Raw genomic sequence first — 12739 nt, forward strand, 5'->3', positions numbered from 1 at the left:
ACGCGGCTGACGAATCGAGGCTGGAGTAGTCCTTGGCACCCACCTTGGGCGTCGTGGCCACCGGGTGACGAGGCCACAGCAGCCAGCAAGAAGGAAAGTCCAAAAGCTAACTCTCGCGATACGAAGCCCGCCCCATGTAGAAGCTGCGCGACCCCACCGCAGCCAGGGGATCCGCTGAATAATTTCGGAGAGGATGGAGACACTCAGAGTGGCATCGCGGCCGAACTTGATCAGAAGTCAGCGGACGCAATTCGGACGCAGGAATTGCCGTTTCCATTTTCCGCCTCTGGATTCTCAAATAGCTTGCAGAATTCCGAGGGCGGCAAGTCTTGCCTGAGGGGGGCAGTGGATGGGTTGACTACGGAGATACTGATGGAAGTAATGGTGGTCGGGCTACTGGGGTTGACGCTTGCTTGGACTCGGACTATTTGAAAACCCATAATGGCTCGCCGGCATCCAATCAACCACCGGGCTACAGGTGGGCACAAAATTTTGGGACGGGCCAGAACTTGGTACCGCAGAGATCGATTAATGCATGTCACCTTCTCGGTCATCAGCTAAGCGGTTCGGGATCAGATTTGCGGAACCTTTCAACGTGCTCACGTCAGGCAAATGCCTCAGTGCGAGGCGATGGAAGAATTGACGATCACATGTACTCGCTTGAGAAGCAAGTGAGGAATGCTGTCGATTCCGGTGAGGTTGTTAGGTATCACGTCGAGCCAATTTACATGGGATCCCGAGTCGTCCCAGTGGCATATTTCATTGCAGCGTATGGAACTGATGCTTCCGGAAATCCCGGATTCTCGCTGAGTGACATCGTCCCGAACTCGCTGTATAGCCCAAAGGATGGCCGGTGGTATAACTTTGGTCTCCGGATACCTGTGCGGCCAAGGCCCTGAGGGTACTGGGCAGTTCATGCAGCTAAATGCAGGTTCCATGTCAAGGGAGAGACCCTCGTGCAGCCTTCTGAATCTCGAATGATTTCCATGATGCAGCCGCATGAGGATGCGGGAGAGAATGCCAACTGGGAAGCAGCTGAGCGTATCTGGAATTCTGCTTTTCCTTCGGACTATCGATGGTTCATGGAAATCTATGGGCTGGGTGCTATCGAGAACTGCCTGGCGATCCTCGCACCTGATGGCGTGGTGTCTTCAGATGCTCCTGATTCAGGGATGCTGGAGGAGACGGAGAATGCGCGAGGTGTCTTCTATGGTGACGGCGCCACGGGGGGTCCTATTGAGGCGGCTGAGCAGATCATTTGTTGGGGTGTTGATTCTGGCTCGGATCTCCTTTGTTGGCTGAGTGATTCGGGGGATCCGGATCGTTGGCCGGTTCTTGTATGGGATCGAGCGAGCGGAAATTGGACCGTCTATGAATGTGGAATGGTCGAATTTCTATGCAAGGTTTTCGCTGGCGAGTTTGATGAATGTCCACTCAGTGTTGCTGACATCTGGCAATGTGAAAGGCCGAGGTTTGTTCATTGGCGGCTAGAGCGTTCGCGCCGCCAGGACGGGTTGGATCCGGTCACGGGGGAGCCGGAAGAGTGGGCGAACCCCTAAAGGGATTTTTTCTAGCCGCGAACTTGTACGAGGGTCTGTCAGCTTACTGAGTGGCTGACCCTCTCGGAGCTTCTTGGCGAGTTGTCTCGAAGGTCAGGGGAGTCATCGCCTCTCCATCGTGTTGGCTGAGTTTGGAGTTCAGTGGCACCCGCTGGGATGACGCGGGATTTCTAAGCGGTCGAATGGGCTGGTCAACCCAGCCTAGCGAGCGCTTTGGTGCCGGTGGAACGCACTGCTGCTCAGGTGGCTTCCATTGGCCGGGACGGATGGGCTTGACGCTCTCTGTGTAGCCCTGGAATGTCGAGGCGTCAGATGTAGGCGCACTGAGGGGAAGTCAGGCATGGGGGAGACCACGCGGCGTAGGGCGTTGATGGCCGGGGCGGTGGCTGGGCTGGCTGGGGTTGGGGTGGCCGGTGGGGCCGGGGTGGCCGTGGCCGGGAGTGCTACCGGGCCGGACTGGTTCAACGTCAGGGACTACGGCGCCAAGGGGGACGGGGCCGCCGATGACACGGTGGCGGTGCAGGCGGCGCTCGATGCGGCGGTGGCCGGCGGGGGCGGGACGGTGTACTTCCCCGCTGGGCAGTACCTGGTGCTCGGGCTCGCGGTGAAGGGGAACGGGGTCAAGCTCGTCGGGGCGGGCAGCAAGGCCGCGACGCTGGTGAAGGGCGGGAACGGGACGCTGCTGGCGATCTCCGGGCCGGCCACCGATCCGAGCGGGGCGAGCCACCGGCGGTACTGCTCGGTGGAGAGCCTGGGGTTCAACGGGAACAACAAGACCGGGCTGCTGCTGGAGCTGTACTACAACGACAACACGTACGTCCGTGATGTGTATATGTCGAGCAACAATGACGTGGTCATTGATGCGGTGGAGTGCTGGGATTCCCGGTACTACAACCTGGTGATCGAGGGGTGCAGCGGTACGGCCGACAGCACGAGTCAGCCGAACGTCTACCTTCGCAACTCGGCGGCGGCATCCGGGTACGGGTACAGCGGGGACAACAACAACCAGCTGCACTTCGTGGGGTGCCGACTGGAGGCGTTCGGGACCGGGGCGATCTGGGTCACGGCGGGGGTCAACAATGCGAACAATCCCAATGGGATTTATTTGACGGACTGCAAGTTCGAGACCTCGCAGATGCAGGGCGGGCCGCACCTCAAGACGGATGCCTCCTGTCGGCACGTGTACGCGAGCAATATCTACTGCTACGCGGGGAACTTTGCGAGCACGTACACCAGCAAGAAGGCGCAGAACATAGTTGCCTGGGCGGCCAGCTTCAGCGCGCTGGAGAACGTGCTGATCGCCAACGGGAGCGTCGCGACCGTCAATGCCGGAGTGGACCTGTACTCCGGCCCCGGGTCGACCGCCGTGGTGCGGAACGTGATCGGGCAGTACGCGACGGCGCCCGCCGGGCCGCACATCTACTACGAGCCGAGTGCCGGCGACTTCCGGGTGGAGGCGTCGTGGGGGACGGTGGGGGCCCAGGCGTCCGGGGCGGTGCCGGCCAAGAACGCGCCGAACCCGCCGTTGCGGCTGGTGGCCGGGGTCGTGAGTGACGCGTCGTTCACGCATCCGCCGCTGGACGGGACGGTGGCGGTGGATACGACGGACAATCGGCTCTACGTCCGGGTGAACGGGAGTTGGCGCTGGGCGGCGCTGAACTAGGCGCTGGTGCGCGGCGATTGACTGAAAGCTGACGGTGCGTCGGCCAGGGGGGTGGTTAGGGGTTTACCCCTGCCCGCCCCTACTGGTGCGATCGGGGCACGGTACGTGGGAGTGCGGTGTCTCAGGGGGAGGAGCCCAAGCATGTTCGTGAAGCTCAGGCACGGGATTCTAGTGTTGGCGTTGGCCGGAGCGGGGGCCGTCGCGTGTGATCCGACCGCGCAGCAGGCTCTGGACTGTGGGAAGACAGCGATCAGCATCGCCGGTGATGTGCAGGACCTGAAGGACTCGGCGACCAATGTCGGCCAGATCACCGACGAGAGCCGGCGGCAGAACACGATCAAGGCGCTGAAGAAGGTCGGCTCTGACGCCGAGAAGCTCAAGGGGAGCGGGAACAAGGGGGACTTGGGGAAGCGGCTGGACGACCTCAACACCGCGGTGAGCAGGGCCGAGGACGCGGCCACGTCGGGCAAGCAGGTGGATGTGGGACCGGTGCTGAGTGCGGCGGCCGAGGTGGGGAAGCTCTGCGGGTCGTGAGTCACTCGCTCAGGAGCTGGTCCGCCAGGGAGCGGTGAAAGGCCGTCACCAGGGCCTGGGCCAGCAGGGGTTCGATCTCCGCCGTGAGTTCGCGCATCCGGTCCAGCTCGGCGGGGTCCGGCTCGCTCTCGCGGATCGGCTTCCAGACCGTGTCGCGGAACAGGCGGTGCAGGTCGCGGGCGGTGGCCTGGCTGTGCAGGCGGACCACGGCGCGGGTGGCCAGGATGGTCTCCAGCGGGATCGGGAGGTCCAGGATCCGGGCGCCGAGCGGGAGTAGCCCGGGGTCGACCCGGAACACCTCGGGCCGGTCGGTGCGGTGCAGGGCGCCCATGGCGACCAGGCGGTCCAGGTCGGCGGGGCTGAGCTCGCGGCCGACCCGGCGGGAGAGCTGGTCGACGTCCGCCTCCTCGGCGGACTCGGGGGTCCAGGCGGCGACCAGCGCGCGGTGGATGGCCAGGTCGAGCGTGCCGATGTCCTCCGGGAGTTGGGACAGGTAGCGCTCGATCGCGGCCAGCGTCAGGCCCTGGCGCTGGAGCTCCTCGATCAGTTCGAGCCGGTCGAGGTGGCCCCGCCCGTAGAAGCCGACCCGGCGCGGCCCGAGCTCGGGCGGCGGGAGCAGACCGCGGCCGCTGTAGAACCGCAGCGTGCGCACGGTGACACCGGCGCGGGCGGCGAGTTCGTCGACGGTCAGGCGCAGCGGCACGGGCGCGGGCATCAGGGCTCCCCGGTGGGACAGTACTGGTGTGACAGTAGCAGTGCCGGTCCACCGGGGAGAGAGGGGAAAACCGAAGGGGAACGCTAGGACATCGCGTAGAAGCGCCGCGCCACCTCGGGGTGGGCGCGCTGGTATCCCTTGAGCTCGTTGCGGCCGAACTCCGCGAAGAGCGGGTTGGCCGGGTCGGCCGTCGCGCCCGGGGCGTGGTGCGCGTGCGGGAAGTCGAGCGGGGCGATCTGGGCGTCCAGGCGCGGGTTGTAGAAGAACGGGACGGAGTACCGCTCGCGCGCACCGGGGGGCGAGACCACTCGGTGGTTGGTGGCCTTGAGGTAGCCGTCGGTGGCGACCTCGAGCAGCTCGCCCAGGTTCACCACGAAGGCGCCGGGCATCGGCGGTACGTCCAGGAAGCTGCCGTCGGGGCGCTCGACCTGGAGGCCGGGGACGCCGTCCGTCAGGAGCAGGGTGAGGAACCCGTAGTCCTTGTGCGCGCCCACGCCCTGCGTCCCGCCCTCGGGTGAACTGCCGGGGTAGCGGACCAGCTTGAGGTGGTGCGCGGGGTGCCCGGCGAAGGCGGGGTCGTAGAAGTCGGGGCGGGCGCCGATCGCGGTGAGCAGTTCGTGCAGCAGGCGCCTGGCCACCTCGTCGAGCCGGTCCAGCCAGTGCAGCGCGGCCTCGCGCAGCTGGGGCAGGTTGGCGGGCCACTGGTTCGGGCCCTCCAGCCACCAGTAGGCCGGCTCACCGTCGTCGGGGCGGTGCTCGGGGAGCTCGGGGCCGATGTCCAACTGGTCCCGCCAGTCGCTGCGCCCGCCGGTGCGCTCGGCGCCGGTGCGGGTGTAGCCGCGGAAGTGCGGGGAGTTGAGGTTGCTGAGGGCCAGCCGGTCGGCCTCGGGGAGGGCGAAGAAGGCGTGCATCGCGCTGGTGAGCCGGGCCGTCTCCTCGGCGGTGACACCGTGGCCGACCAGGTGGAAGAAGCCGACCTCGGTGGCCGCGCGGTGGAGTTCCGCGTGCAGGACGTCCTGCTCCTCCGGAGTGCCGTCGGCGGCCGACAGGTCGATGACCGGGAGGGCGGTGAGAGTGGGGACGGTGCTGGTGTGCTGCTGCGACATGGGGTGACATCCGCTGGGGTCAGTCCGGCGGGCCCGGCGATGGTGGCCGGGCGGCGAGGGGACACGGCGGAGATGGTGCCGCGTCCCCGGGGCCGGGGTCCTGGAAGGGGGAGACAGGGTCAGCGGGAGCGGCGACAGGACATGCTCGTGACGCGGAGCAGGTCCACGTGGCGACGGCGAACGAGTACAAGCACGTTCACCAGATTAGTCGGGTAAGGCACGCCGGCGCTGTGAGGTAACTGACGGCCCGGGTGGGAATTACTGGGGCGCGTCCTCCAGGCCGTCGATCCGCAGGGTGTCCAGGCGGACCTGGTACCAGACGTCGGTGTGCCCGCCGCCGGCCCAGTACTCGGTGAGGATCACCGTGCTGTGGCCCGCGCCGCTGCCCCCGTACGCCACCGACCAGCCGGACGGGACGTTCTGGGCCCGGAAGACCGGGTCGGCGTCGTGGTCGGCGGCCCACTGGTCGAGCTCGGTGTTGAGCTCGGAGGTCATGAACTCCTCGCGGACATCCGTCGGGTCCTGGTTGGGGTTCTGGCCGAGCACGGCGTCCCGGTACTGGCCGAAGAAGGCGTTCACCTGGGCCTCGGCGCGGCTCTCGGCGTGGGCCGGAGCGGCGATCGGCAGGACGGCGGCGGCGGAGAGCGCGAGGGCCGCGGCAGCGGAGCGGAGTCGGGTCATGGGACCAGTGTGGGAGCAGCCGGTCACGCTCCGTGTGCGGCGCGCTCGCAGCCCCAATGCAGCGGCGCGGGAAGTCGATCAGGTCGACTTCCCGCGCCGGGGACTGCACAGACGCTGGTTCAGTTCTGCTCGGCCGTGATCTTCGCGCGCACCTCGTCCATGTCCAGGCCCTTGGCCTGCTGGATCACGTCCTCCAGGACGGGGGCGGGCAGGGCGCCGGGCTGGGCGAAGATCAGCACGTTCTCCCGGATGATCGCCAGGGTCGGGATGGAGCTGATGCCGAAGGCGGCCGCGAGCTCCTGCTGCTCCTCGGTGTCCACCTTGCCGAAGACCAGGTCCGGATGGGCCTCGGCGGCCTTGTCGTAGACCGGGGCGAACTGGGTGCAGGGCCCGCACCAGGACGCCCAGAAGTCGATGAGGACGAAGGAGTCCTTGGTGACGACCTCGTCGAAGTTGTCCTTGGTGAGTTCCACGGTAGTCATGGTGCGATCAACCCCGGTAGCAGGGTCAACTATTCCGACCTGCCGGAGTCCCGGTACGTCTCCAGCAGCCGCAGCCAGATCTCGCTCACCGTCGGGTACGCCGGGACCGCGTGCCACAGGCGCTCGATCGGGACCTCGCCGGTGATCGCGACGGTGGCCGCCTGCAGCAGCTCGCCCGCGCCCGGCCCGACGAAGGTGACCCCGAGCAGCACCCGGCGGTCCTGGTCGACCACCATCCGGGCCCGCCCGGTGTACCCGTCCGCCTGCAGCGAGGCGCCGGCCACCGAGCCGAGGTCGTAGTCCACCACCTCGGTCCGGTGCCCGGCCCGCTCGGCCTGCTCGGCGCTCAGCCCCACCGCCGCCACCTCGGGCTCGGTGAAGACCACCTGCGGCACCGCGGCGCGGTCGGCGGTGGCCACGTGCGCGCCCCAGTCCGCGGTGTCCAGCGGCCGGCCCTGGGCCAGCGCGGCGATCGCGGCGCCGGCGATCCGGCCCTGGTACTTGCCCTGGTGGGTGAGGAGGGCGCGGTGGTTGACGTCCCCGGCGGCGAACAGCCAGCCGCCCTCGACCCCGCGGACCGCGCAGGTGTCGTCCACCGCCAGCCAGTCTCCGTCGGTGAGGCCGACGCTGGACAGGCCCAGGTCGTCGGTGCGCGGGGCGCGCCCGGTGGCGTAGAGGAGTTCCTCGGCGTTCAGCGTGCTGCCGTCGGTGAGTTCGACGCGCACCTCGCCGCCGGAACGGTCCACCCGCGCCACCTCGACGCCGAACCGCACGTCGACCCCGGCCGCGCGCAGCCCGTCGGCGACCAGCTCGCCCGCGAACGGCTCGGTGCGCGGCAGCAGCCCCTGCCCGCGGACCAGCAGGGTGACCCGGGAGCCGAGCGACTGCCAGGCGGCGGCCATCTCCACGGCCACCACCCCGCCGCCGACGACCAGCAGGCTCGCCGGCACGGTCCGGGCACTGGTGGCCTCCCGGCTGGTCCACGGCTCGGCCTCGGCCAGACCTGGGACCTCGGGCAGCACGGCCCGGGTGCCGGTGCAGACGGCGACGGCGTGCCGGGCGGTCAGCACCAGCAGTTCGCCGTCAGGGGTGCTGACCTCGACCCGGCGCGGGCCGGCCAGCCGGCCCTGGCCGCGGACCAGCACCGCGCCGATGCCGTCCAGCCAGCCGACCTGCCCGTCGTCCTTCCAGTGCGAGGCGAAGGAGTCGCGGCGGGCCAGCACCGCCCGGGCGTCCAGGCCACCGGTGACGGCCTCGCGGGAGCCCGCCAGCGCCCGGGCGGCGGCCAGCGCGGCGCCGGGGCGCAGCAGCGCCTTGCTGGGCATGCAGGCCCAGTACGAGCACTCGCCGCCGACCAGTTCGCTCTCCACCACCACCGTGCTCAGGCCGGCGGCCCGGGTGCGGTCGGCGAGGTTCTCGCCGGTCGGGCCGGCGCCCAGGACGATGACGTCGTACTCGGTCTCGGTGGTCATGCGGCAGGTCCCTCCGTGCGGTGACGGTCAGTCAGCCATCCTCGCACGTGACCGGCGGGTGGGCGCCTCAGAGCGCCTTCTGCCGCTGCAGGTAGGTGAACGCCGCCCACCCCGGCAGCACCGGCAGGATCAGGCTGATCAACCGGTAGAGCACCACGGCGGCGAACGCGGGGGTGGACCCGAGCTGCGCCGTACTCACCAGCAGCGCGGCCGTGGCCGCCTCCACGCCGCCGACGCCGGCCGGGGTCGGGACGGCGTTGCCGATGGTGTTGCCCAGCAGCAGTGCCACCGCGACGGCGGCGAACGCGGGGTGCTGGCCGGTGGCGCGGACGCAGAAGTAGAGCGTGGTGACCAGCGTCATCGAGATCAGCACCTGCCCGAGCACCCCGACGGCCAGGTGCCGCGGGTGCCGCAGCAGCTCGCGCAGGCGCACCAGCGAGCCCTCGGTGAGCGGCCGCAGCCGCCGCAGCGACCAGTTCCGCAGCCGGGGCACCGCGAGCACGGCCAGCAGCAGCAGGCCGGCCGCCACCGCGCACCAGAGCAGCACGTCGCCCAGCACCTGCGGGCCCTGCTGGGTGGCGCCCGAGGCGTCGGTGCGCGGCGGCCGGAACCCGGTGAGCCAGAGGAAGAAGCTGAGCTGCAGCAGGTGCAGGCTGAACCCGACCACCTGGCTGGCCCCGACGCTGGAGGCGGCCGGCCCGGGCGCTATCCCGGCCTTGAGCAGCAGCCGGGTGTTGAGCGCCACGCTGCCGAACCCGCCGGGTGCGACCAGCTTGACGAAGGAGCCGGCCAGCTGGGACAGCGCGGCCCGGACCGTCCCGATCCGCTCCGGCACGAAGCCGAGAAAGCCCATGGTGGCGGCGGCGTAGCTGGAGACGTAGGCGAGCAGGGCCAGCACCATCCAGCCCGGGTCGGCGGCGAGCACCAGCTTGACCGGATCCACCCCCGGCTGGGTGCCCTGCGCCCAGAGCAGGGCGGCGAAGGCCGCGGCGCCCACCACGGTGACCACCGTGCGCGGGCGGAGCCAACGGCCGGGCCTGGTCTGCGATATCCCCCTCGTCACCGGGGCATGCTTTCATGCCCGGCTTTCGTTCTGCTTGCTCTTTGGCGACGGGCAGCGGACCTGGGGCGCTCGGTGGGGGTCCGGGCCAGGCCGCCGGGGCACCGGGGTGGCGGGGCAGGCGGGCGGGGGGACGGGCACAAGGCACAAGCCGCACATGGGGCCGGCGGGATAAGGAGCGCGTAATCCGCCGTCTCGTGCTGCCCGGCCCGGGCGTGCCATACTCCGGCTCGTGACCTCCTGCCGAACCACCCGGACCCTGCGCGCGGCGCTCTTCGCCGCGCTCGCAGTGCCGTTGGCGGCGGCGGGACAGGTCAGCGTCACCGGGCGGCCGCTGCCGCTCACGGTGCTGGCCGGGGCCGCGGCCGCCGTCTTCGCGGTGGCGGTGCTGCTGGCCGGCGCCGAGCGCGGGTTCGTGCAGATCGCGGCGGCGCTGGTGCCGGTCGAGCTGCTGCTGAACACCACCTTCAACCTGGGCCAGGCGACCTGTGCCCGGCCCGACCCGAACCCCGCGCACGGCCTGGACCTGGTGGTCTGCGGCGGCGGTTCGGTGGGCGGCGGCGCGAGCGGGCCGGCCGCGGCGCCGTGGCTGCTGGAGCTGGTGCTGCTCGGGGTCCACCTGGCGGTCAGCCTGCTCGGCGCGCTCTGCCTGCGGCTGGCCGACCTGGCGCTGGTCCGGCTGCCCGAACTGCTCGCCGCGCTGGGCCGCCTGGTGCCCGGCGCGCTCTGCGCGCTGCTGCTGTTCGCGCCGCTGCCGACCAGGCCCGCGCCGGGTGCGCCGCTGCCCGAGCCGCGCCCGGAGCACGCGCCCACCGAGGACCTCCCGCTCGCCCGGGACCGCCGCCGGGGTCCGCCGGCCTCCTTCGCGCTCGCCTGCTGAGGGTCCGTCACGCGTCGTCGTGGCGGGGCCGGGCGGGCATGCGCCGCCGACGCCCACCCCGCAGCGACGTGAGCGGCCCCGACGGCCGCGGATTCGGACTCTCCAGATGAGCAGCAACGGCAACAACCCCCGCCCCACCCACGAGGAGCAGCAGAGCGCCCGCCGGGAGCGGCTGCAGCAGGCCCGGCTGGCCGAGCAGCGCAGCCGCCAGGTGCGCCGGCGGGCGGTGATCGGCGTCTCGATCGTCGCGGCGCTGGCGCTGGCCGGCGGCGTGACGCTGGCGATCAGCAACGCCGACGGCGGCCCGGGCACCCCCGCCGCCGCCAAGCCCGCCCCGGAGGCGCCGCTGGTGGCCCCCGCCAACACCGGCGGGGACGGCACCGTGGTGGTCTACGGCAAGCCGGACGCGCCGCGCACCCTGGCGGTCTACGAGGACTTCCGCTGCCCGGTCTGCCAGAAGTTCGAGACCGCCAACGGCGCCACCGTGCAGCAGCTGGCCGACGCCGGCACGTACAAGATCGAGTACCACCTGGCCGCCTTCCTGGACAGCAACCTGGGCGGCAGGGGCTCGATCACCGCGCTGGCGGCGGCGGGTGCGGCGCTCAACCAGGGTGTGGACGAGTTCAAGAAGTTCCACGACGTGCTGTACGCCAACCAGCCCGCGGAGACCAGCGACGGCTTCGGCGACGTCAACCGGATCCTCGACCTGGCGGGCCAGGTGCCGGGGCTGAAGACCGAGGCGTTCACCGAGGCGGTGAAGAACGGCACCTACCTGCCGTGGGCCGAGAAGGTGGCGGCGGCGTTCAACAACAGCGGGGTGACCGGTACCCCGACCATGAAGCTGGACGGCAAGAAGCTGACCCTGTTCGACGGCAACGGCCCGGTGAGCGCGGACAACTTCAAGCAACAGGTCGGTGCGGCGTGACCGCGGTGGGCCTGGCCGTGGTGCAGCCCTCGGCCGGTGAGCGGTTCGGGTCCTCCCGGGGCTACCGGTGGCTGCTGGGCGTGGCGGGCGCGCTGGGGCTGGCGGCCTCCGCGCTGCTGACCGTGGACAAGCTGCGGCTGCTGGCGAACCCGAACTACGTGCCGAGTTGCAACATCAACCCGGTCATCAGCTGCGGCTCGGTGATGCGCACCGAGCAGGCCTCTCTCCTCGGGTTCCCCAACTCGCTGCTGGGGCTGGTGGGCTTCGCGGTGGTGCTGGCCACCGGCGCGGCGCTGGCGGCGGGCGCGGTGTGGCGGCGCTGGTACTGGCTGGGGCTGCAGGCCGGCGCGCTGCTCGGGGTGGTGCTGGTGCACTGGCTGATCTGGCAGTCGCTGTACTCGATCGGGGCGCTGTGCCCGTACTGCATGGTCGTCTGGGCGGTGACCATCCTGCTGTTCTGGTACACCACGCTGGCCAACCTGCGCAGCGGGGCGCTCCCGGTGCCCGGGCGGCTGGCCGCGGTGGTGCGCGAGCTGGACCGCTACCACTGGGCGGTGCCGGTGCTCTGGTACGGGGTGATCGCGCTGCTGGTGCTGAACCGGTTCTGGTACTACTGGCAGACCCTCGGGTAGCCGTCGGTGCGGACCGCGCTCGGGCGCACAACCGGGCGCGGTCCGTTTGAACGGCGCCGCCCCGCGCTGCGTACCCACGGATGAGGCGGTCCGCCGGGGACCGCGCCGCAGGAGCGAGGAGCACGCCATGTCAGCCATCCGCAGGGCCGGAATGCTGGCGGCCTCGGGAGCCGCCGTCCTCGCCTTCGCCACCGCCTGCGGGTCCAGCGGCTCCAGCGGGCAGCCCGCGAGCGTGAGCAGTGCGCCCTCGGCGCCCGCCAGCTCGCAGCCGGGCAGTTCGCAGCCGGGCACGCCGGTGCCCGGCGGGGCCGTGCTGAAGGTTACGACGGATGCCAAGCTGGGCCAGATCGTCACTGACAGCAACGGATTCACCCTGTACCGCTTCGACAAGGACACCGCGACCCCGCCCACCTCGCACTGCACCGACTCCTGCGCCTCGCTCTGGCCGGCCGCCGTCGCGCCCGCCGGCACGCCCACGGGCACCGGCATCAGCGGCACCATCGGCACGCTCACCCGGGCCGACGGCACCAAGCAGCTGACCCTGAACGGCTGGCCGCTCTACCGCTACAGCCCCGACAGCAAGCCCGGCGACACCAACGGCCAGGGCGTCGGCGGCATCTGGTGGACGGTGACGCCCGGTGGCGACCGGGTCACGGCTTCGACCCCGATGCCCTCGCCGTCCAACGGCGGCGGCGGGTACTGAATTTGACGGCCGGAGGAGCGAGTGCGCCAGGATGGAGTAGTGACCGACGAAGCACGTGACGGCGACGCGGTCGGCACGGACGAGGAGCTGATGCGGGCGCTCTACCGCGACCACGCGGGCCCGCTGCTCGGATTCGTGCTGCACCTGGTCGGCGGCGACCGGCAGCGGGCCGAGGACGTGGTGCAGGAGACCCTGCTCCGGGCCTGGCGGCATGCCGACCAGCTGGACCCGAACGCGGGTTCCCTGCGCCCCTGGCTGGTGACGGTGGCCCGGCGGATCGTGATCGACGGCCACCGCCGGGCCGCCGCCCGCCCGCCCGAGACCGAC

General features: G+C 70.3%; 15 protein-coding genes. 9 read left to right on the forward strand and 6 right to left on the reverse strand.

The window, feature by feature from the left end; all coding sequences use genetic code 11:
• Positions 1-329 precede the first annotated feature (329 nt).
• The 4 genes from C7C46_RS37770 to C7C46_RS30915 all read left to right on the forward strand — a co-directional run bounded on the left by C7C46_RS37770 (position 330) and on the right by C7C46_RS30915 (position 3756).
• Positions 330-899, forward strand: a complete 570-nt coding sequence (locus tag C7C46_RS37770) for a DNA/RNA non-specific endonuclease (RefSeq protein ID WP_110673241.1) — start codon at positions 330-332, stop codon at positions 897-899.
• 57 nt (positions 900-956) lie between these two features.
• The gene (locus C7C46_RS30905) at positions 957-1559 is read left to right on the forward strand and encodes an SMI1/KNR4 family protein (RefSeq protein WP_146259281.1); all 603 of its coding nucleotides are present in this window, start codon (positions 957-959) and stop codon (positions 1557-1559) included.
• Positions 1560-1989: 430 nt separating this feature from the next.
• Positions 1990-3222: a glycosyl hydrolase family 28-related protein gene (locus C7C46_RS36955; RefSeq protein ID WP_281278600.1), complete on the forward strand. Its 1233-nt coding sequence runs from the start codon at positions 1990-1992 to the stop codon at positions 3220-3222.
• A 141-nt stretch (positions 3223-3363) separates the two neighbouring features.
• On the forward strand, positions 3364-3756 hold the full coding sequence (locus C7C46_RS30915) for a hypothetical protein (protein WP_110673244.1): 393 nt from the start codon (positions 3364-3366) through the stop codon (positions 3754-3756).
• 1 nt (position 3757) lies between these two features.
• On the opposite strand, the gene C7C46_RS30920 is transcribed toward C7C46_RS30915, so the two are convergent.
• The 6 genes from C7C46_RS30920 to C7C46_RS30945 all read right to left on the reverse strand — a co-directional run bounded on the left by C7C46_RS30920 (position 3758) and on the right by C7C46_RS30945 (position 9275).
• On the reverse strand, positions 3758-4471 hold the full coding sequence (locus C7C46_RS30920; RefSeq protein ID WP_110673245.1) for a MerR family transcriptional regulator: 714 nt from the start codon (positions 4469-4471) through the stop codon (positions 3758-3760).
• Positions 4472-4554: 83 nt separating this feature from the next.
• Complete coding sequence (locus tag C7C46_RS30925) at positions 4555-5577, reverse strand: isopenicillin N synthase family dioxygenase (protein WP_110673246.1); 1023 nt, start codon at positions 5575-5577, stop codon at positions 4555-4557.
• 258 nt (positions 5578-5835) lie between these two features.
• Positions 5836-6258: a hypothetical protein gene (locus C7C46_RS30930; RefSeq protein ID WP_110673247.1), complete on the reverse strand. Its 423-nt coding sequence runs from the start codon at positions 6256-6258 to the stop codon at positions 5836-5838.
• A 119-nt stretch (positions 6259-6377) separates the two neighbouring features.
• Positions 6378-6740 (reverse strand): thioredoxin family protein, encoded by a 363-nt coding sequence (locus C7C46_RS30935; protein ID WP_110673248.1) that lies wholly within the window; start codon positions 6738-6740, stop codon positions 6378-6380.
• 29 nt (positions 6741-6769) lie between these two features.
• On the reverse strand, positions 6770-8212 hold the full coding sequence (locus C7C46_RS30940; protein ID WP_110673249.1) for a dihydrolipoyl dehydrogenase family protein: 1443 nt from the start codon (positions 8210-8212) through the stop codon (positions 6770-6772).
• Positions 8213-8279: 67 nt separating this feature from the next.
• Positions 8280-9275: a lysylphosphatidylglycerol synthase transmembrane domain-containing protein gene (locus C7C46_RS30945; protein ID WP_110673250.1), complete on the reverse strand. Its 996-nt coding sequence runs from the start codon at positions 9273-9275 to the stop codon at positions 8280-8282.
• A gap of 229 nt (positions 9276-9504) precedes the next feature.
• On the opposite strand from C7C46_RS30945, the gene C7C46_RS30950 reads away from it, so the two are divergent.
• The 5 genes from C7C46_RS30950 to C7C46_RS30970 all read left to right on the forward strand — a co-directional run.
• Positions 9505-10152: a hypothetical protein gene (locus C7C46_RS30950; protein WP_110673251.1), complete on the forward strand. Its 648-nt coding sequence runs from the start codon at positions 9505-9507 to the stop codon at positions 10150-10152.
• Between the two features lie 106 nt (positions 10153-10258).
• A complete protein-coding gene (locus C7C46_RS30955) occupies positions 10259-11077 on the forward strand; it encodes a DsbA family protein (protein WP_110673252.1) in 819 nt (272 codons plus the stop codon).
• Positions 11074-11709 carry a vitamin K epoxide reductase family protein gene (locus C7C46_RS30960; RefSeq protein ID WP_110673253.1) on the forward strand — a complete coding sequence of 212 codons (636 nt, stop codon included), beginning with the start codon at positions 11074-11076 and terminating at the stop codon, positions 11707-11709. The genes C7C46_RS30955 and C7C46_RS30960 overlap by 4 nt, the downstream gene beginning before the upstream one ends.
• Positions 11710-11836: 127 nt before the next feature.
• Positions 11837-12412 (forward strand): hypothetical protein, encoded by a 576-nt coding sequence (locus tag C7C46_RS30965; protein WP_110673254.1) that lies wholly within the window; start codon positions 11837-11839, stop codon positions 12410-12412.
• Between the two features lie 21 nt (positions 12413-12433).
• On the forward strand, positions 12434-12739 hold a 306-nt coding region (locus C7C46_RS30970; protein ID WP_425470151.1), incomplete at its 3' end, for a sigma factor.

Origin of the sequence: Streptomyces tateyamensis (assembly GCF_003205575.1) — a bacterium.
GTDB lineage: Bacteria > Actinomycetota > Actinomycetes > Streptomycetales > Streptomycetaceae > Kitasatospora > Kitasatospora tateyamensis.

What these genes read in the sequence shown, in the direction of transcription:
- C7C46_RS30915 (WP_110673244.1), top strand. Translation starts at nt 3,364, where the DNA reads ATGTTCGTGAAGCTCAGGCACGGGATTCTAGTGTTGGCGTTGGCCGGA.
- C7C46_RS30920 (WP_110673245.1), bottom strand. Translation starts at nt 4,471, where the DNA reads ATGCCCGCGCCCGTGCCGCTGCGCCTGACCGTCGACGAACTCGCCGCC.
- C7C46_RS30925 (WP_110673246.1), bottom strand. Translation starts at nt 5,577, where the DNA reads ATGTCGCAGCAGCACACCAGCACCGTCCCCACTCTCACCGCCCTCCCG.
- C7C46_RS30930 (WP_110673247.1), bottom strand. Translation starts at nt 6,258, where the DNA reads ATGACCCGACTCCGCTCCGCTGCCGCGGCCCTCGCGCTCTCCGCCGCC.
- C7C46_RS30935 (WP_110673248.1), bottom strand. Translation starts at nt 6,740, where the DNA reads ATGACTACCGTGGAACTCACCAAGGACAACTTCGACGAGGTCGTCACC.
- C7C46_RS30940 (WP_110673249.1), bottom strand. Translation starts at nt 8,212, where the DNA reads ATGACCACCGAGACCGAGTACGACGTCATCGTCCTGGGCGCCGGCCCG.
- C7C46_RS30955 (WP_110673252.1), top strand. Translation starts at nt 10,259, where the DNA reads ATGAGCAGCAACGGCAACAACCCCCGCCCCACCCACGAGGAGCAGCAG.
- C7C46_RS30965 (WP_110673254.1), top strand. Translation starts at nt 11,837, where the DNA reads ATGTCAGCCATCCGCAGGGCCGGAATGCTGGCGGCCTCGGGAGCCGCC.